Here is a 19,118-nt window from a genome sequence, read left to right as displayed (position 1 = left end):
GTACAAAAAAAATCTATTTTTCTAAATTTAGGCAATACATACAAAGACCGTGTCCTGTGCTATCCTGTAGTAAACTGATTAAAACTTGTTATTTGTAATGTGGTTATATTCAATATTTTACTATTTTAAGGGCTGTATAATTAATTTAAAAAGCAAGTTGTTGATAGTGGTCATAGTGGTTAACGCCATTTTTAGTTTATAAATTTGTGGTAACCGAGGTGGTGTAAATAATTTCCTTTTTTGGAAGTGAAATTATAATAGAAAAAAAATGAGTTATTTTAAGTTTTATGTGTTTGAAATTACATTTTTGGTGAATCAGAAGGATCACAGAATACCAATTTGTCAATAATGTTTGCTTGACAATAGTTACTATTTCAACATTATGATTTCATAAATTGGTAATCCTAGAATGCTTGATTACAAATGAAAACGGCATCTTTTGTATTAAACTATAAGAACATTAAGATAAAGTGAATCGCTGGAATATCTCCTTGTCATTATTAAAACTGACAGCGTGATTAACTTCGTTTTCTCAATGACAGTCCACGTAAAATGTCATCTTGTCATATCTTTTTCCGCCAATTTTAACATAAACTGACAATTTATTGAACCCTTTTGTATTGGCACAAAGATTGACTATTGCAACTCGAGTTATTAAAATTAGTATTCAATATAATTAAATATAAATAAAAATGGGTAAAATAATCGGAATTGATTTAGGTACTACGAACTCTTGTGTTTCTGTAATGGAAGGTAACGAAGCTGTTGTAATTCCTAATGCAGAAGGAAAAAGAACAACACCATCTATCATCGCTTTTGTTGAAGGTGGAGAAATTAAAGTAGGAGATCCTGCTAAGAGACAAGCAGTAACTAATCCAACTAAGACTATTGCTTCTATCAAACGTTTTATGGGTCATTCTTTTTCAGAAGTTTCGGCTGAAGCAAAAAGAGTTTCTTACAAAGTAGTAAAAGGGGACAACAATACGCCACGTGTGGATATTGACGGTCGTTTGTATACTGCTCAAGAATTGTCAGCTATGACGCTTCAAAAAATGAAAAAAACTGCTGAAGACTATTTAGGTCAAACAGTAACTGAAGCAGTTATTACTGTTCCTGCTTACTTTAATGATGCACAACGTCAAGCTACAAAAGAAGCTGGTGAAATCGCAGGTCTAAAAGTAATGCGTATTATCAACGAACCTACTGCTGCTGCTTTGGCTTATGGTTTGGATAAAAAAGGACAAGATCAAAAAATTGCTGTTTACGATTTAGGTGGAGGTACTTTTGATATCTCAGTTCTTGAATTAGGAGACGGAGTTTTCGAAGTATTGTCTACAAATGGTGATACTCACCTTGGTGGAGATGATTTTGACCACGAAATTATTGACTGGTTAGCTGCTGAATTTTTAACTGAAGAAGGTATTGATTTACGTTTAGATCCAATGTCTTTGCAACGTTTGAAAGAAGCTGCTGAGAAAGCAAAAATTGAATTATCTTCTTCTACTGAAACTGAAATCAACTTACCATACGTAACTGCTACAGCTTCAGGACCAAAACACTTAGTAAAAAAATTAACTAGAGCTAAATTTGAGCAATTATGTGACTCATTAGTAAAACGTTCTATGGCACCAGTTGCAAGAGCGTTGAAAGATGCAGGTTTGTCTACATCGGATATTGATGAAGTTATTCTTGTTGGAGGTTCTACTCGTATGCCTAAAATTGTTGAAGAAGTTGAAAAATTCTTTGGTAAAAAAGCGTCTAAAGGAGTTAACCCTGACGAAGTTGTTGCAATTGGAGCAGCTATTCAAGGTGGAGTTCTTTCTGGAGATGTAAAAGATGTATTGTTACTTGACGTTACACCTCTATCTTTAGGTATCGAAACTATGGGTGGTGTTATGACAACTCTTATTGAGTCTAATACAACTATTCCAACTAAAAAATCACAAGTTTTCTCAACTGCTGCTGATTCTCAACCAACTGTTGAACTACACGTTCTTCAAGGTGCAAGAGCAATGGCTGCTGATAATAAAACTATTGGTCGTTTCAACCTTGACGGTATTCCACCAGCACCAAGAGGTGTTCCACAAATTGAAGTAACTTTTGATATTGATGCTAATGGTATCATCAAAGTTTCAGCAACTGACAAAGGAACTGGAAAATCTCATGATATTCGTATCGAAGCTTCTTCTGGATTGACTTCTGAAGAAATCGAAAGAATGAAACAAGATGCTGAAGCTAACGCTGAATCTGATAAAGAATTAAGAGCAAGAGCTGAAAAATTGAACGAAGCAGACGGAATGATCTTCCAAACTGAAACTCAATTGAAAGAACTTGGAGCTAAATTAGCTGATGATCATAAAGTTGCTGTAGAGTATGCATTGACTGAATTGAGAATGGCTCACCAATCTCAAGATATTCCAGCTATTCAAACTGCATTAGATAATATCAATGCTGCTTGGAAAACTGCTACTGAAGCAATGTACGCTCAAGGAGAACAAGCTCAAGGTGGTGCTGAACCACAAGCTGAGCAACCTCAAGGAGACAATGTTGAAGACGTTGAATTCGAAGAAGTAAAATAAGTATTAAGATTTTAGTACTAAGTATTAAGATTAAACCGAGTCAGCAATGGCTCGGTTTTTTTTTTTTTGTCATTTTTTGGACTTAATAAATGTAAAATCAATTAGGTACTTATACCAATAATAATTTTAAAAAAGACCGATTTGACAAAAATAGAATTGATCTAAAAAGTATTTTCGATTGGTATTATATTTATTTAACCTGAAAATGATTTATATCATAAAATGAAATAGGGTTTGAGTTTATATTTGTGTTATAATTAGATCAGTTCAAAATTTTATTAAAAAAACATACTTTTGTAGTATATTTAGATTTTTAGTTTAATAAATTATTTAATTGTAATAGATTTCAAAAATCGGATGAGAAAAATAAAATATAAGAAAGGACGAAAATTGCAACCGAATACTCTAGAATATACTGGAATTCATAAGCGTACAGATTCAGAAATGCAGTTGTTTGTTTATGATAATGAGAGTTTGTCAGAATATGGTAAGTTCGAAATTTCGGATTTAGAGAAAAGTATTGATTTAAATAAAACAAATTGGCTTAATATTCACGGATTAAATGATATTGAATTACTTCAATCTATTAGTAAATATTTTGAAATTGACACTATTTTACTTGCAGATATTTTAAATACAACCAGAAGGACTAAAATTGTAGAACAACAAGATGTATTGTTTTTTAATATAAAATCATTGTTGCCTGTAGAAGATTCGGATACTATTAGTACGGAACAAATCAGTTTTTGGATAAAAGACAATGTGTTGATTTCATTTCAGGAAAAACGTTCCGATTTTTTCACACATATTCGGGAACGTATTCGGACACATTCTGGGGTTATAAGAAATAAAAAATCGGATTATTTATTATATGTTCTTCTTGATGCTGTCATAGAAAATTTTTACATCACAATTGAAAATGAAGAAAACAAAATCGAAGAATTAATAAGTTTAACTAAAAAAAGTGCCGATCCAATAATATTGGAAAGAATCGAAAAACACAGAGATAATTTTAATTTTTTGAAACGATCTATTATTCCCCTACGAGATTCTTTGTACGATATTAAAAGTATGAAAGAGGACACTGTTTTTAACGTGATTGAGAATGTGAATTTTAGTTTTTTTTCCAGGTTACACCAAAAAAGCTTAGAGCTTTTAGAACAAATTGAATCGGATATGATTTCGTTAGAAAGCGCTTCAAATTTTTATTTTTCAGCACAAAGTCATAAAATGAATGAAATAATGAAAACACTGACTATTGTATCTGCAACATTCATCCCATTAACTTTTATTGCAGGAATTTATGGAATGAATTTTAAATACATGCCAGAATTAGAATATGTAAATGGCTATTATACTGTTATTGGAATTATGATAGTTATAACTTTAGGAATGTTATATTATTTTAAAAAACGACGATGGTTTTAAATAAAAAAAAGTAAGTAAAGTACAATAAATATAAAATAGAATAAGATGAATAAAGCCATATATATAGCTACTAGCGAAGAGTATAGTGGTAAATCGATTATTACTTTAGGTTTGATGAGTATGCTCATTGGCAAAACAGCCAAAGTGGGCTATTTTAGACCAATTGTAGAAGACATCGAAGATGGTAAAATAGACAATCATATCGAAACCGTAATTACCCATTTTGGTTTAGATATTGATTTTCACGATGCTTATGCCATTACAAAAAGTAAGCTAATTAAGAAAAAAAATAAAGGGCAAATAGGAGAAGTAGTCGATTTGATAATAGAAAAATACAAACGTTTAGAAGAAAGATTCGATTTTGTTTTGGTCGAAGGCACTAGTTTTACTGGAGAAGGAACGGTAATAGAACTTGATATGAACGTTTTAATCGCTAAAAATCTTGGAATTCCATGTATCATCGTTGGTTCTGGCGTTGAGAAAACTTTAGATGAATTATTAGATAGTCTTCATATTGCGTATGATTCGTTTAAAGCAAAAGAGGTCGAAGTTTTGGCTGTTATTGCTAACAAAGTGCAACCTGAAAACCTTATTTTGGTAGCTGAAGCATTAAAGAAAAGTTTACCAGAGACGGTTTTGATAAATTCTATTCCAATTATTTCGAGTTTAAATTATCCAACAATTCAAGACGTTATAAATGTTTTGGATGCTAAAGTGTTATTTGGAGCGGCATTTTTAAACAATCAAATTGGTAGTTTTAGTGTAGGAGCAATGCAATTGAGAAACTATTTATTGAACCTTAAAGAAAATGGATTGGTGATCACTCCTGGTGATAGAGCCGATATTATTTTAGGAGCTTTACAAGCTAACGAATCTGTTAATTACCCATCCATTTCTGGAATCGTTTTGACAGGTAATATTGTGCCAGAAGATAGTATTTTGAAATTAATAGAAGGACTTTCTACTGTTGTACCTATTATTTCAGTTGATGGAGGTACCTATATGATTACTAATAAAATAGGGAATATAAAACCTAAAATATATGCTGACAATAAACAGAAAATTCTAACTTCAATTAATACTTTCGAGAATTATGTTGATTTGGATAATTTGGCTGATAAATTGATCAAGTTTCAAGCAGAAGGCATGACTCCAAAAATGTTCCAATATAATTTAGTTCAACGTGCTAAAAAGCACAGAAAACATATTGTATTACCTGAAGGAAACGATGATAGGATTATTATTGCTGCTGCTCGATTATTAGAAATGGATGTGGTTGATATCACTATTATTGGCAAACAAAAACAAATAGAAGATAAAATAAATGTATTAGGTATTACCTTAGATTTAACTAAAGTATCTATAATTGACCCTAGAAATTCGGAATATTATGATGATTACGTAAATACTTACTATGAGTTGCGTAAAGAAAAGAAAATGACATTAGAAATTGCAAAAGATTTAATGGAAGACGGTTCTTATTATGGAACAATGATGGTCTATAAGGATCATGCTGACGGAATGGTTTCTGGTGCTGCCCATACTACTCAGCATACTATTTTACCAGCATTACAATTCATTAAAACAAAACCAACATCTTCTGTAGTTTCTTCCATATTTTTTATGTGTTTAGAAGATAGAGTTTCAATATTTGGCGATTGTGCCATCAATCCTAATCCTACAGCGGAACAATTGGCAGAAATCGCTATATCATCTGCAGAATCTAGTTTGGCTTTCGGAATAGAACCCAAAATAGCAATGTTATCTTATTCTTCTGGTTCCTCTGGAAAAGGAGATGAAGTAGATAAAGTGCGTAAAGCAACCGAAATCGTAAAAGCAAAACGGCCTGATTTAAAAATTGAAGGACCTATTCAGTACGATGCAGCAGTTGATTTGGCAGTTGGGCAAAGTAAAATGCCTAATTCAGAAGTTGCTGGTCGCGCCAGTGTTTTAATTTTCCCTGACTTAAATACTGGAAATAATACCTACAAAGCTGTACAAAGAGAAACAGGTGCTTTGGCAATAGGTCCAATGTTACAAGGATTGAACAAACCCGTAAATGATTTAAGTCGTGGATGTACAGTTGATGATATTATCAATACAGTTGTGATAACGGCGATTCAAGCACAAGGTTTCTAAAATAAAAGTTTAATGGTTTAAAGTTGTAAATAAAATAGAATAATGAAAATAGTAATTATAAACTCAGGAAGTTCATCTATAAAATACCAATTAATCGAAATGCCAGCACAGAAAGTCATTTGTTCGGGAATGATTGACAGAATAGGTTTAGAGGCTTCAAATTTAACGTATGAAACTAGTTCTAATAAAATTGAAGAAATATTACCTATAGCCAATCATAAAATTGGTTTAGAAAAAATTGCTAAATTATTAATGGATGAAAACGTTGGTGTTATTAAAAGTACTCAAGAAATTTCAGCTGTAGGTCATCGTATAGTTCATGGTGGAAGTAATTTTTCGGATACTACGATTATCGATAAAGAAGTAAAAGATAAAATAAAACAATTGTTTGATTTGGCACCTTTACATAATCCTGCTAATTATGAGGGTATTGTAGTTGCCGAAGAAATATTTAATTCTGCTAAACAAGTGGCAGTTTTTGACACTGCTTTTCACCAAACTATTCCAGTTGTAGCTCATAAATATGCATTGCCTAATTATTTATTAACAGAAAATAAAATTCGCGTTTATGGTTTTCATGGAACTAGTCATAAGTATGTTTCAGAAAAAGCAATTAATTATTTAGATAATAATTCCAATATTATTACTATTCATTTGGGCAACGGTTGTAGTATGACTGCAGTAAAGAATGGAAAAAGCATTGATACTTCTCTTGGTTTCGCACCAATGAATGGATTGATCATGGGTACACGAAGTGGAGATGTCGATCAATCAGTGATATTTTATTTAGTAAAAACATTAGGATATTCTATTGATGCCGTAAACACAATGTTGCAAAAACAAAGTGGCATGCTTGGACTTACTGGTTTTAGTGATTTGAGAGAAATTGAAGCTAATGCCGCAAATGGAAATGCCGAATGCCAATTGGCTTTAGCTATGAATGCGTACCGAATTAAGAAATTTATAGGTTCGTACTCGGCTGCAATGAATGGTTTGGATGCAATTATTTTTACAGCAGGTATTGGAGAGAACTCTTCAAATATGAGAAAATTAGTTTGTGAAGATATGGATTATTTCGGATTGGAATTAGACCATACTAAAAATGAAATTCGTTCAAAAGAAATCCGTGAAATTAATACTCCAAATTCAAAAACTAAGATATTGGTTATTCCAACGAATGAAGAGTTAGAAATCGCTCACCAAGTGTATGAATTACTTATGAATTAGGGTTGTTTTTGAATTTATAAAATATTTAATAAAGCTTGTAATTGCAAAATACAAGCTTTATTTTTTGATTCAAAACACGTATTTACTCTAAATTTCCTACCATATCCTCAGGTTTTACCCAAGCATCAAAATCTTCGGCGGTGACATATCCTAATCGAATAGCTTCTTCCCTTAAAGTCGTACCGTTTTTGTGTGCAGTTTGAGCAATTTCGGCAGATTTATAATAACCAATTTTAGTGTTCAAAGCAGTAACCAGCATCAAAGAATTATTCACTAACTCCTCAATACGTTTGTAATTTGGTTCGATTCCGCTTGCACAATGTTCTTCAAAAGATAGACAAGCATCACCTAATAATCTTGCTGACTGCAAGAAATTAGCCGCCATTAAAGGTTTAAAAACGTTTAATTCATATTGGCCTTGCATTCCTCCAACAGTAATGGCTACATCATTTCCCATTACTTGTGCGCAAACCATTGTTAAAGCTTCACATTGAGTTGGGTTTACTTTTCCAGGCATAATAGAGGAACCTGGTTCGTTTTCTGGAATGCGTATTTCTCCAATTCCAGAACGTGGACCAGACGCTAACATTCGAATATCATTGGCAATTTTATTTAGGGAAACCGCCAATTGCTTTAATGAACCATGTGCTTCCACAATGGCATCATGAGCCGCCAAAGCTTCAAATTTGTTTGGAGCAGTTGCAAATGGTTGTCCTGTGAAATTTGCAATATATTCGGCTACCTTCTTATCGTAACCAACAGGAGTATTCAAGCCGGTTCCAACGGCAGTTCCGCCCAAAGCGATTTCTGATAAGTGTGCCAAGGTGTTTTTTAAAGCTTTCAATCCATAATTTAATTGTGCAGCATATCCTGAAATTTCTTGTCCCAATGTCAACGGAGTAGCATCCATTAAATGTGTTCTTCCAATTTTCACAACTGATTTAAACTCGATCGCTTTCCCATGCAGAGTATCTCTTAATTTTTCGATTGCTGGAATTGTTAATTCGGCAACACATTTATAAGCTGCAATGTGCATTGCTGTAGGAAATGTATCATTTGATGATTGTGATTTGTTAACATCATCATTGGCTTTGATGAATTGTTCGCCTATTCCAATTTCAAAACCATTTAATACTTGGGCGCGATTGGCAATTACTTCATTCACATTCATGTTGCTTTGAGTACCGGAACCTGTTTGCCAAATTACTAACGGAAATTCATCTGCCAGTTTTCCGGCGAGGATTTCATCACAAACAGCTGCAATAGCATCTCGTTTGCCTATTGCTAAATCACCTAACTCGCAATTGGTGTAGGCTGCGGCTTTTTTTAAATAAGCAAAACCTTCAATAATTTCCTTTGGCATTGAAGCGGAAGGGCCAATTTTGAAATTGTTTCTGGAACGTTCTGTTTGAGCGCCCCAATACCGTTCAGCAGGAACGAGCACTTCTCCCATGGTGTCTTTTTCGGTTCTGTATTTCATTTTGACGTTAATTTTTAGAGTGTTGACATTTACTTTAATTCCTGTTCAGTAAAGAAAGTTATAGGAATTACTTCGAAAATGTTCCTAAATTTACAAATAACTCGAGTTTTAAAAAAATATTATTAACAAATTATTGCTAAGAAAAAATATAAAACATACATTTGTGCCTACATTCAAAAATTCCGGAAAACATGTTTGAATTTCAACAGTATTTAGGCTTTTTACTTTTCTTAACCGTCCTTACGATAGGATTTTGGTTAATGTTTTTTTTAGTTGGTTTCGTATCCTATTGGGTAGGTGGAGCAACTTGGGAAGCTTACAAGGAAAAAAGAGCAAAGAAGAAAGAATCATTATAAATGATCCTCTAAATAAAAAAGGATTCGTGTAAACGAATCCTTTTTTTTATGCTTAAAAAAACGATAGATTAATGTCCACCGCTGATTTTTTTATCAAAATCGATACCTTGACTTCTTAGAATTCCACTTACTTTCCATGCATAAAATGCCAAATAAGCAAAACAGATGACCCCAATGATGTAGCTGTTTTGGATACCGATAGTATCGGATACATAACCTTGTGTCCAGCTTACAATTCCACCACCCATTATCATCATAATCAAGAAACTACTCCCTTGACTAGTATGTTTTCCTAAACCACTTACGGCTAAAGTGAAAATACATGGCCAAAGGGTACTACAAAATAAACCAACGCTCGTAAATGCATAAACGCTTATCATTCCAGATGTTGCCATTCCAGTAAACAAAGCAACAATTCCTAATAAAGCAAATATTAATAACATTCTGGCAGGATTGCCTTTACTGGCCATATCTGCAGCAATTAAGACTAGTATAATTAATCCATAGATATAAAATGGAGTTAAGTCGTGTTTTGCGATTGCATTTACGAGTAAGAAAACGCCAAACGCCAAATAGGGAGCCAAGAAACGTAATATCTTTTGCGTATTCATATTATCTGTAAAAGCTTCAACTGCTCCTGTCCAACGACCAATCATTAAACTTGCCCAATATAAAGAAATATAAGGTGCAATATCACCAATGGCAAATCCTAATTTTGTTTCCATATAAGCGGGTAAATTGCTCGCAGTTGAAACCTCTACACCAACATAAAGGAAAATGGCAATCATTCCCATGACCAATTGAGGATACTGCAATGCTGATTTTTTGGCAGAATTGGAATCTTCTACGGATTCTTCAATTGTTTCGGGATGTTCCGGTAATGATGAAAATTTCAGTAATACAGCTACAAGTAAGAAAGCTAAACCTAATATTAAATAAGGGATTTTTACACTTTCGATACTCATATCTGTGCTTCCTGAAGCAGCTGCTCCAAAAATGGCAAAACTTACAATTAGTGGCCCTATTGTAGTTCCAAAATTATTGATTCCGCCAGCCAATGTCAATCGTTGTGAACCTGTTTTTATTGGACCTAATGCTATCGCTAATGGATTTGCTACTGTTTGTTGCAATGAAAAGCCCAAACCAACCGTAAATAAACCTGCTAACATTAAGGTATATGATCCTGTGTTTGCCGCTGGATAAAATAATAAAGTTCCAAGCGCTGAAATTATTAGTCCTAAAGCCAAACCATTTTTATAGCCAATTTTATTAACTAAATCTTTTCCTATCAATAAAGAAACTCCCATATAAAGTAACGATCCAACGGTATAGGAAATATAAAATGCAATGGATACAAATTGACTTTGACCTTGTGTTAAATCAAATGCTTTTTTGAAAACAGGGATTAAAATATCGTTGCTGGCGGCAACAAATCCCCAGAAAAAGAAGACGGTAACTAAGGGAATGAATTGTCCCCAATTGGTTTTTGAATTTTCAGCGTTCATAGTTTTAATAATTCAGAATTTAAGATTAATTTTTTATAAATGTATATGTATTTTTGTACATACAAAATAAATCAGACACTAATTATATAATAAACCAAACGAAAACGATATAATAAACGGAAAGTGTATTTTTTTGTTAGTATAACTAATAATTTGAGAATTATTTGTTTTTGGAGTATCAACAAAAAAAAACACACCCATAGGATTCTAGTTAATGATTTTCTTGGTGGATTTGTATGTCATTAAATTGGTTCATCAAACTGCGAATTACATAAAGGTTTTAGAGCCAAAAAAAATAGCTTAAATTATAAAACTTTCAGGTTTCTACTAGAAATTTAGATTTTTTTTATATACTGATTTACTGCTTCTGTTTTCTGGCAGTCGACTTAATTAAAATTGTGGATTTATATTTTACTATAAAATTACTCTGTTACAATACCATCAATTAATAGTTAAATTTGAGTTTTTCTAAGTGTTTTAATTTTAAAAATTGAGATATCAAAAACAAAAAAGTATATCTTTATCTAACTAAAGATAAAATATTTTTGAAATGAATCCTAAAAAAATAAATGAAGATATTAGCTATAAAAGCCCAGGAAAATTTGAAGAAACTAGGTTTGAAAAAATTCATAATGAAATTTTTCAAAATTCGACAATAGCTTCAAAAATTGTCGCAAAGGAAATAGCACTATTAATCAGATCAAAACAAGAAAAAAACAAACCATGTATTCTTGGTTTGGCTACGGGTTCTTCTCCCATAAAAGTTTACGAAGAACTAGTACGTTTGCATAAGGAAGAAGGGCTAAGTTTTGCTAATGTAATTACGTTCAATTTGGATGAATATTATCCTATGAGAAAGGAAAACAATCTAAGTTATTTCTATTTTATGCACCAGCATCTTTTCAATCATATTGATATAAAGCCAGAAAATATAAATATTCCTGATGGAAATATTCCTTTTGAGGATTTAAATCGGTACTGTGTTGATTATGAAAAGAAAATTAAAAACTCCGGTGGACTTGATTTTCAATTGTTAGGAATAGGCAGAACGGGTCATGTAGGCTTCAATGAACCAGGTTCACATGTCAATTCAGGAACACGCATTATTACTTTAGATCACATAACTAGAGTCGATGCTTCTTCTGATTTCAATTCAATTGGGAATGTTCCTAAAAGAGCGATTACAATGGGAGTTTCGACTATTCTAAAATCAAAAAGAATTGTTTTGATGGCTTGGGGAAAAAACAAAGCCGATATTGTAAAAACTACTATTCAAGGAGACATCAGCTCTGAAGTTCCTGCCACATTTTTACAAAACCATATCAATACCACTTTTGTTTTAGACCAAGCTGCAGCTTCAGAATTAACACGAAATAAAACACCATGGTTGGTAAAGGATTGTATTTGGACTCCTGAATTGAAGAACAAAGCAATTGTTTGGCTTTGCCAAAAAACAAATAAGGCAATTTTAAAATTAACTGATAGGGATTATAATAATAATGGAATGTCCGATTTATTAGCTTCTGGCAGCTCATCTTATGATTTAAATATCAATATGTTCAATGTCTTGCAACATACCATAACAGGTTGGCCAGGTGGAAAGCCCAATACAGATGATACCAATAGGCCCGAAAGAGCCAATCCTGCAAAAAAAAATGTACTAATTTTTAGTCCACATCCAGATGATGATGTGATTTCAATGGGAGGAACTTTTTCTAAATTAATAAAACAAGGGCACGAGGTCCATGTAGTCTATCAAACTTCAGGCAACATAGCTGTCACAGATGATGAAGCGATTAAATTTGCCGAAGTGTGTAATGATTTTGTAGCTGATGAAGGGTATAAAGTTAATTTCAAATCAATTATAGATTTTTTGAAAAACAAATCGGAGAATCAAATAGACTCCTTAGAAGTTCGAAAATTAAAAGGTTTGATTAGACGTCGTGAATCCTACGCTGCTGTAAGGCACATTGGGTTGAATGATGAAAATATTCATTTCTTAGATATGCCTTTTTATGAAACGGGACAGATAAATAAAAAACCAATTGGTGTGGAAGATATTAATATTGTAGCTGATATTATTGCAAAAATAAAACCACATCAAGTTTTTGCAGCAGGTGATTTGGCTGATCCACACGGGACTCACGAAGTTTGTCTCAACGCTATTTTTACAGCTTTGAAAAAATTGAAATCGGAGGCTTATATGAAAGATTGTTGGTTGTGGTTGTACAGAGGAGCTTGGCATGAATGGGATGTTCATGAAATTGATATGGCAGTTCCCCTCAGTCCTGACGAAGTTATGTTAAAAAGACATGCTATTTTACACCATCAATCTCAAAAAGATAGAGTTGTTTTTCAAGGTAATGACACTAGAGAATTTTGGTTAAGAGCTGAAGAACGCAACAAGCATACCTCAAAATTATATGATGATTTAGGACTTGCTGAATATGAAGCTATTGAAGCTTTTAAACGATTTCAGTATTGATTAAGACAAAATAAAAAACCAAAAGTAGTATTCCAATACTATTGGAAATCATGTTTGTTTTATGGTTCAAAAACTATTATTTTTTTGTACTTTTGCAAAAAAAATTACAATAAAAATTTATGTTATCAATCAATAATTTATCAGTTCAATTTGGCAAAAGAATTTTGTTCGACGAAGTAAATACAGTTTTTACAAACGGTAATATTTATGGCGTTATTGGAGCCAACGGTGCTGGAAAATCTACTTTTCTTAAAATAATTGCTGGCGAAATGGATCCTACAGCAGGAAACGTGCATTTAGAGCCAGGAAAAAGAATGTCAGTATTAAATCAAAATCACAACATGTTCGATGCGCATACCGTTCTCGAAACTGTGTTGATGGGAAATAAAGTTTTGTACAAAGTGAAAACCGAAATGGATGCTTTGTATTTGGATTATAATGATGAAAATGCAGATAGAATAGGGGAGTTACAAGTGCAATTTGAAGAAATGAACGGTTGGAACGCCGATTCTGATGCGGCTTCCATGCTTTCAAATCTTGGAATTACCGAAGATAATCATTATACTTTGATGGGTGACTTAGAAGGAAAGATAAAAGTTCGTGTGCTATTAGCACAAGCGCTGTTTGGAAATCCTGATTTGCTAATTATGGATGAGCCTACCAATGACCTGGATTTTGAAACTATTGCTTGGTTAGAGAATTTCTTAGCTAATTATGAAAATACAGTTATTGTTGTTTCTCACGACCGTCACTTTTTAGACGCCGTTTGTACACATATCTCAGATATTGATTTCAATAAAATAAACCACTATTCCGGAAACTATACTTTTTGGTATGAATCCAGTCAATTAGCGGCAAAACAACGCGCACAACAAAATAAAAAAGCAGAAGAAAAGAAACAAGAATTAGAAGAATTTATTCGTCGTTTTTCTGCGAATGTGGCCAAATCAAAACAAGCTACTTCACGTAAAAAAATGATTTCTAAATTGAATATTTCAGAAATTAGACCTTCTAGCCGTCGTTATCCAGCGATTATTTTTGATCAAGAACGTGAAGCAGGTGATCAGATTTTGAACGTTCAAGATTTAAGCGCTTCTGTTGATGGAGAGGTTTTATTTAAAGGAGTTGATTTGAATATGGCTAAGGGAGATAAAATTGTTTTATTTTCTAAAGACTCTCGTGCAACAACTGCTTTCTACGAAATCCTTAACGGAAATCAAACGGCAAATTCAGGTACTTATGATTGGGGAGTGACAACAAATCAAGCGTATTTACCAGGTGATAATCATTCCTTTTTCGAAAGTGATTATTCTTTAGTAGATTGGTTGCGTCAATGGGTAAAAACCGAAGAAGAACGTGATGAAGTTAACATTCGTAGTTTCTTGGGGAAAATGATTTTCTCAGGAGAAGAAGCATTGAAAACGTGCCGCGTATTATCTGGAGGAGAAAAAGTACGTTGTATGTTATCTCGAATGATGATGGAAAGAGCTAATGTATTAATGCTGGACGAACCTACTAATCACTTAGATTTAGAGTCGATTACAGCATTTAATAATTCATTAAAAAATTATAAAGGATCGGTTATATTTACCACTCACGATCATGAGTTTGCTCAAACTGTTGGAAATCGAGTGGTCGAATTAACACCAAATGGAGCGATTGACCGTTACATGACTTTTGATGAATATCTTGACAACGAAAGTGTTCAGGAATTAAGAACCAAGATGTATTCTTAAATTCAACAATTAGAATTATATTAGTAAATTACGAAGCCAGCTGTAGAAATAAAAGCTGGCTTTTTTGTGTAATTTAATTTATTTCTTTCCAACTATTTTACTTATTATAAAAGCAAAAACTGCCAATATAATAACTACAATAAAAATCCCTACACCCATTCCTGCTTTGAATATGCCTTCAACTAATGAGCAGCTTGTTACTGATATCAATAGTAGTAGTAAAATTAGTATTCTTGTTATTTTGTCTTGCATTTTTATTGTTTTTATTTTGTTGATAAATACTATTTGTTACTCTTATTAATTAAAATAAAATTATCGAATAAGTAAGAAATGGTGTTACATAATTTATAGAATAAGTTATATAATTTAGTGTATTTGAAATAATATAAATCATAGTTGCGTCTGCTCGAATTTATTAAAAGTGTAAAAAGTGGTGTAATTCTACAGAATTTAATTTATTTGATAAATTCGCAACTCAAATTATATAATTCCTAACTCATAATTCCTATATTTGTATCCCAAACAACACTTCACTATGAGTCAAAAAGTATTGCTTACTTCAAAAGAAGTCAATATCATTCTGCATCGTTTGGCCTGTCAGTTAATCGAAAAACATCTTGATTTTTCAAATACCATTTTGGTAGGAATTCAACCGCGAGGTACATTTCTAGCAGAACGATTAAAAGATTTGTTGGAAAACGAATATAAAATTTCTAAAATTGCTTTAGGCTATTTGGACATCACCTTCTTTAGAGATGATTTCCGTAGAACAGAAAAGCCGTTGGAGGCTAATAAAACCCAAATAGATTTTATTGTCGAAGATAAAAAAGTCGTTTTTATAGATGACGTTTTGTATACAGGCCGAAGTATTCGATCGGCGCTGACTGCTATTCAATCCTTTGGGAGACCTTCAGAAATCGAATTATTAGTTTTAATTGACCGTCGTTTTAGTCGTCATTTACCTATTCAGCCCGATTTTCGTGGCCGTCAAGTAGATGCAATCAATGACGAAAGAGTAAAAGTGTGTTGGACAGAACAAGACGGTGAAGATGCCGTTTATTTAATTAATAAATAAAATAAAATGAGCGAGTTAAGTGTAAATCATTTATTAGGGATAAAATATATCAACAAGAAAGATATTGACCTTATTTTTGAAACAGCCGATCATTTTAAAGAAGTAATTAACCGTCCTATTAAGAAAGTTCCTTCGCTTCGAGACATTACTATTGCAAATATATTTTTCGAAAACAGCACCAGAACCAAGCTATCTTTTGAATTAGCCCAAAAAAGACTTTCGGCTGATGTAATTAGTTTTTCAGCAGCACAATCGTCGGTAAAAAAAGGGGAAACACTAATTGATACCGTAAATAATATTCTTTCGATGAAAGTAGATATGGTAGTCATGCGACATTCCAATCCTGGAGCAGCACATTTTTTATCGCAAAATGTAAAGGCAAGCATCGTTAATGCAGGTGATGGAGCTCACGAACACCCTACACAAGCTTTATTGGATAGTTATTCAATTAGAGAAAAATTAGGAGAAGTAGCAGGCAAAAAAGTGGTAATTGTTGGGGATGTTTTACATTCTCGAGTGGCATTATCCAACATCTATGCTTTGCAAATGCAAGGTGCAGAAGTTAAAGTTTGCGGACCCAAAACCCTAATTCCAAGGCATATTGAATCACTTGGAGTAAAAGTAGAGTCTAACTTACGTAAAGCCTTAGAATGGTGTGATGTAGCTAATATGCTTCGGGTTCAAAATGAACGAATGGATGTTAACTTTTTTCCATCAACTCGGGAATACGCACAACAATATGGACTAGATAAAACGTTACTCGATTCCTTGAATAAAGAAATTGTAATCATGCATCCTGGTCCAATAAATCGTGGTGTGGAGATTACATCTGATGTTGCCGATTCGAAACAATCAGTGATTTTGAATCAAGTTGAAAATGGTGTGGCCATTAGAATGGCGGTAATTTATTTATTGGCATCTAAAATTCAGTAAATTTTACATCTTATGATTTAGAGGAACTAATATATTCTTTGTAAATTAGCAAAACACTAAATTATTCCATTATGAGAGTAGAACAAAAAGGACATACTGTTATCATAAAAGATACGCAAGGTGATTTGGTTGCATTTCGGTTAAAGCTGACACATGAATATAAAACATTTAGTAAGGATAATATTGTTATTGATCTTAGGCCGCATAAAATACTTTCGATAAATGAAATGGAAAGTTTTTTGCCGCTTTCAAAAACGCACAAAAAAGCAAAAAAATCATTTGTCATAGTAACTTCAGAACTTGATTTTAATGCTGTTTCTCATAAGTTGGCTGTTGTTAGATCGATGCAAGAAGCCCATGATGTTATTGAGATGGAAGAAATTGAGCGTGATTTGGGATTTTAAAAGGTTAATTGTTTATTCGTTTAACTGTTTATTCGAATGAAGTCCACCTTTTTAATCCACGATTAACCATATAACCCTTAACCCGTTAACCAATTTACATTGAATCTAACCATCCTCGGCTGCTATGCTGCCACACCTAGAACGTATACCAATCCTACTTCTCAGGTTTTAGAAATAAGAAATAGACTGTTTTTAATAGATTGTGGAGAGGGAACTCAGGTGCAATTGCGTAAAAACAAAATTAAATTTTCGAAAATCAATCGTATTTTTATTTCCCATTTACACGGCGACCACTTTTTTGGTTTGGTGGGTTTGGTTTCCACGTTTATGTTGCTCAACAGGACTGCTGACTTGCATATTTATGGACCCAAAGGAATTAAAGAAATTATTAAATTGCAATTGAAATATTCAAATTCATGGCCTAATTACGGCTTGTTTTTTTACGAATTAGAATCTAAAGAAAGTGAAATAATTTTTGAAGACGATAAAGTAATTGTTAAAACAATCCCTTTAAAACATAGAGTTTACACTAATGGTTTTTTATTTCAGGAAAAAATAAAAGAACGAAAATTAAATTTAGATGCTGTTCAAAGCTATGAAATTGAAAAGTGTTATTATCAAAATATAAAGAACGGAAAAGACATCACCTTAGATGATGGTAGGTGTATAGAAAATCATAAATTGACATTTGACCCAGTTCCGCCAATGAGTTATGCGTTTTGTTCCGATACAATGTATGACGAGAGTATTATTCCAATTATAAATGAGGTGAATGTTTTGTATCATGAGTCTACTTTTTTAGATTCAGAAGAAGCCTTGGCAGGAAAAACTATGCATTCTACCGCTAAAGAAGCAGCTAAAATTGCTTTGAAAGCCAATGTAAAACAATTGATTTTGGGGCATTATTCTACGCGATATGAAAATATCGAAATCTTTAAGGAACAAGCAGAAACGATTTTTCCAAACATACTTTTGGCTGATGATGGAAAATCATTTGAGTTTTAAACTGAAATAGATGTTTTTAGAAGTGTTTTTTCTATAAAAACAGAGTAATTTTACATTTAATAAATTTAATCCAAGTGAAAGACGTAGGCAATTATAGAAAATCGTATGAGAAAAGTGAACTTCTAGAATCTAATATTCCCGAAGATCCCATTAATTTATTTAATAAATGGTTTCATGAAGTGGAAGATTATGGAGGTGTTGACGAAGTTAATGCGATGACAGTTTCCACCTTTGGATTGGATGGATTTCCAAAATCACGTATTTTGTTATTAAAAAAATTCACTTACGAAGGATTTATTTTTTATACCAATTACAATTCAGAAAAGGGTAGGGCTATTACCAAAAATCCAAATATTTGTCTTTCATTTTTTTGGCATTCGCTAGAACGCCAAGTAATTATAAAAGGAATTGCTGAAAAAACTTCTGAAAATATTTCAGATGGTTATTTTGATTCCAGACCAACTGGAAGTAAGTTGGGAGCTATCGTTTCTAACCAAAGTGAAGTCATTCCATCTAGGAGTATTTTAGAAGAAGGGCTGAAACAATTGGAAAAAGAGTTAGAAGGCAAAGAAATTCCTCGGCCACAACATTGGGGTGGTTATTTAGTTCGCCCTGTTGAAGTTGAATTCTGGCAAGGAAGACCTAACAGACTGCATGATAGAATCCGTTATCAAATTCAGGAAGATTATTCTTGGAAGATTGATAGATTGGCTCCTTAAAACTTTTAAATGCATTACTATTTTTAATTTTATTTAATTTAAAATAG

15 protein-coding genes are annotated in these 19,118 nt (G+C 32.7%); 12 read left to right on the top strand and 3 right to left on the bottom strand.

Annotation, left to right across the window (positions count from 1 at the left end):
* Positions 1-692 precede the first annotated feature (692 nt).
* The 4 genes from dnaK to E0F76_RS12450 all read left to right on the top strand — a co-directional run bounded on the left by dnaK (position 693) and on the right by E0F76_RS12450 (position 7,373).
* Entirely contained in the window at positions 693-2,579 is a 1,887-nt protein-coding gene (gene dnaK / locus E0F76_RS12465) for a molecular chaperone DnaK (protein WP_132006442.1), read from the top strand.
* A 357-nt stretch (positions 2,580-2,936) separates the two neighbouring features.
* On the top strand, positions 2,937-4,007 hold the full coding sequence (gene corA, locus E0F76_RS12460; RefSeq protein ID WP_132006440.1) for a magnesium/cobalt transporter CorA: 1,071 nt from the start codon (positions 2,937-2,939) through the stop codon (positions 4,005-4,007).
* A gap of 45 nt (positions 4,008-4,052) precedes the next feature.
* Positions 4,053-6,146 (top strand): phosphate acetyltransferase, encoded by a 2,094-nt coding sequence (gene pta, locus E0F76_RS12455; protein WP_132006437.1) that lies wholly within the window; start codon positions 4,053-4,055, stop codon positions 6,144-6,146.
* A gap of 42 nt (positions 6,147-6,188) precedes the next feature.
* Positions 6,189-7,373 carry an acetate/propionate family kinase gene (locus tag E0F76_RS12450; RefSeq protein WP_132006434.1) on the top strand — a complete coding sequence of 395 codons (1,185 nt, stop codon included), beginning with the start codon at positions 6,189-6,191 and terminating at the stop codon, positions 7,371-7,373.
* A gap of 82 nt (positions 7,374-7,455) precedes the next feature.
* On the opposite strand, the gene fumC is transcribed toward E0F76_RS12450, so the two are convergent.
* The gene (gene fumC / locus E0F76_RS12445; RefSeq protein WP_132006430.1) at positions 7,456-8,853 is read right to left on the bottom strand and encodes a class II fumarate hydratase; all 1,398 of its coding nucleotides are present in this window, start codon (positions 8,851-8,853) and stop codon (positions 7,456-7,458) included.
* Between the two features lie 191 nt (positions 8,854-9,044).
* Between fumC and E0F76_RS12440 the strand changes: the two genes are divergently transcribed.
* The gene (locus tag E0F76_RS12440; protein WP_132006427.1) at positions 9,045-9,209 is read left to right on the top strand and encodes a hypothetical protein; all 165 of its coding nucleotides are present in this window, start codon (positions 9,045-9,047) and stop codon (positions 9,207-9,209) included.
* 68 nt (positions 9,210-9,277) lie between these two features.
* Here the strand turns inward: E0F76_RS12440 and E0F76_RS12435 are convergent, their stop codons facing one another.
* Positions 9,278-10,714: an MFS transporter gene (locus E0F76_RS12435; protein ID WP_132006424.1), complete on the bottom strand. Its 1,437-nt coding sequence runs from the start codon at positions 10,712-10,714 to the stop codon at positions 9,278-9,280.
* Between the two features lie 550 nt (positions 10,715-11,264).
* Here E0F76_RS12435 and nagB point away from each other — a divergent pair.
* Both nagB and E0F76_RS12425 read left to right on the top strand, forming a co-directional pair.
* Positions 11,265-13,199 (top strand): glucosamine-6-phosphate deaminase, encoded by a 1,935-nt coding sequence (nagB, locus tag E0F76_RS12430; protein WP_132006420.1) that lies wholly within the window; start codon positions 11,265-11,267, stop codon positions 13,197-13,199.
* A gap of 119 nt (positions 13,200-13,318) precedes the next feature.
* Positions 13,319-14,935: an ABC-F family ATP-binding cassette domain-containing protein gene (locus E0F76_RS12425; protein ID WP_132006417.1), complete on the top strand. Its 1,617-nt coding sequence runs from the start codon at positions 13,319-13,321 to the stop codon at positions 14,933-14,935.
* A 78-nt stretch (positions 14,936-15,013) separates the two neighbouring features.
* Here the strand turns inward: E0F76_RS12425 and E0F76_RS19345 are convergent, their stop codons facing one another.
* A complete protein-coding gene (locus tag E0F76_RS19345) occupies positions 15,014-15,187 on the bottom strand; it encodes a hypothetical protein (protein WP_165932697.1) in 174 nt (57 codons plus the stop codon).
* A 283-nt stretch (positions 15,188-15,470) separates the two neighbouring features.
* On the opposite strand from E0F76_RS19345, the gene pyrR reads away from it, so the two are divergent.
* The 5 genes from pyrR to pdxH all read left to right on the top strand — a co-directional run bounded on the left by pyrR (position 15,471) and on the right by pdxH (position 19,071).
* A complete protein-coding gene (gene pyrR, locus E0F76_RS12420; protein ID WP_132006414.1) occupies positions 15,471-16,010 on the top strand; it encodes a bifunctional pyr operon transcriptional regulator/uracil phosphoribosyltransferase PyrR in 540 nt (179 codons plus the stop codon).
* 6 nt (positions 16,011-16,016) lie between these two features.
* Complete coding sequence (locus E0F76_RS12415) at positions 16,017-16,943, top strand: aspartate carbamoyltransferase catalytic subunit (protein WP_132006411.1); 927 nt, start codon at positions 16,017-16,019, stop codon at positions 16,941-16,943.
* Between the two features lie 71 nt (positions 16,944-17,014).
* Positions 17,015-17,347, top strand: coding sequence for a ribonuclease Z (locus tag E0F76_RS12410; RefSeq protein ID WP_132006408.1), 333 nt, complete (start codon positions 17,015-17,017; stop codon positions 17,345-17,347).
* A gap of 99 nt (positions 17,348-17,446) precedes the next feature.
* Positions 17,447-18,352, top strand: coding sequence for a ribonuclease Z (locus E0F76_RS12405; RefSeq protein WP_132006405.1), 906 nt, complete (start codon positions 17,447-17,449; stop codon positions 18,350-18,352).
* A 74-nt stretch (positions 18,353-18,426) separates the two neighbouring features.
* Positions 18,427-19,071: a pyridoxamine 5'-phosphate oxidase gene (gene pdxH / locus E0F76_RS12400; RefSeq protein ID WP_132006402.1), complete on the top strand. Its 645-nt coding sequence runs from the start codon at positions 18,427-18,429 to the stop codon at positions 19,069-19,071.
* Positions 19,072-19,118: the final 47 nt, after the last annotated feature.

It is taken from the genome of Flavobacterium cellulosilyticum (genome assembly GCF_004349355.1).
GTDB lineage: Bacteria > Bacteroidota > Bacteroidia > Flavobacteriales > Flavobacteriaceae > Flavobacterium > Flavobacterium cellulosilyticum.
This window is presented reverse-complemented; position numbering and strand designations above follow the sequence as displayed.

What these genes read in the sequence shown, in the direction of transcription:
- E0F76_RS12450 (WP_132006434.1), top strand. Translation starts at nt 6,189, where the DNA reads ATGAAAATAGTAATTATAAACTCAGGAAGTTCATCTATAAAATACCAA.
- fumC (WP_132006430.1), bottom strand. Translation starts at nt 8,853, where the DNA reads ATGAAATACAGAACCGAAAAAGACACCATGGGAGAAGTGCTCGTTCCT.
- E0F76_RS12415 (WP_132006411.1), top strand. Translation starts at nt 16,017, where the DNA reads ATGAGCGAGTTAAGTGTAAATCATTTATTAGGGATAAAATATATCAAC.
- corA (WP_132006440.1), top strand. Translation starts at nt 2,937, where the DNA reads ATGAGAAAAATAAAATATAAGAAAGGACGAAAATTGCAACCGAATACT.
- pyrR (WP_132006414.1), top strand. Translation starts at nt 15,471, where the DNA reads ATGAGTCAAAAAGTATTGCTTACTTCAAAAGAAGTCAATATCATTCTG.
- nagB (WP_132006420.1), top strand. Translation starts at nt 11,265, where the DNA reads ATGAATCCTAAAAAAATAAATGAAGATATTAGCTATAAAAGCCCAGGA.
- E0F76_RS12425 (WP_132006417.1), top strand. Translation starts at nt 13,319, where the DNA reads ATGTTATCAATCAATAATTTATCAGTTCAATTTGGCAAAAGAATTTTG.
- E0F76_RS19345 (WP_165932697.1), bottom strand. Translation starts at nt 15,187, where the DNA reads ATGCAAGACAAAATAACAAGAATACTAATTTTACTACTACTATTGATA.
- E0F76_RS12410 (WP_132006408.1), top strand. Translation starts at nt 17,015, where the DNA reads ATGAGAGTAGAACAAAAAGGACATACTGTTATCATAAAAGATACGCAA.
- pta (WP_132006437.1), top strand. Translation starts at nt 4,053, where the DNA reads ATGAATAAAGCCATATATATAGCTACTAGCGAAGAGTATAGTGGTAAA.
- E0F76_RS12440 (WP_132006427.1), top strand. Translation starts at nt 9,045, where the DNA reads ATGTTTGAATTTCAACAGTATTTAGGCTTTTTACTTTTCTTAACCGTC.
- dnaK (WP_132006442.1), top strand. Translation starts at nt 693, where the DNA reads ATGGGTAAAATAATCGGAATTGATTTAGGTACTACGAACTCTTGTGTT.
- E0F76_RS12435 (WP_132006424.1), bottom strand. Translation starts at nt 10,714, where the DNA reads ATGAACGCTGAAAATTCAAAAACCAATTGGGGACAATTCATTCCCTTA.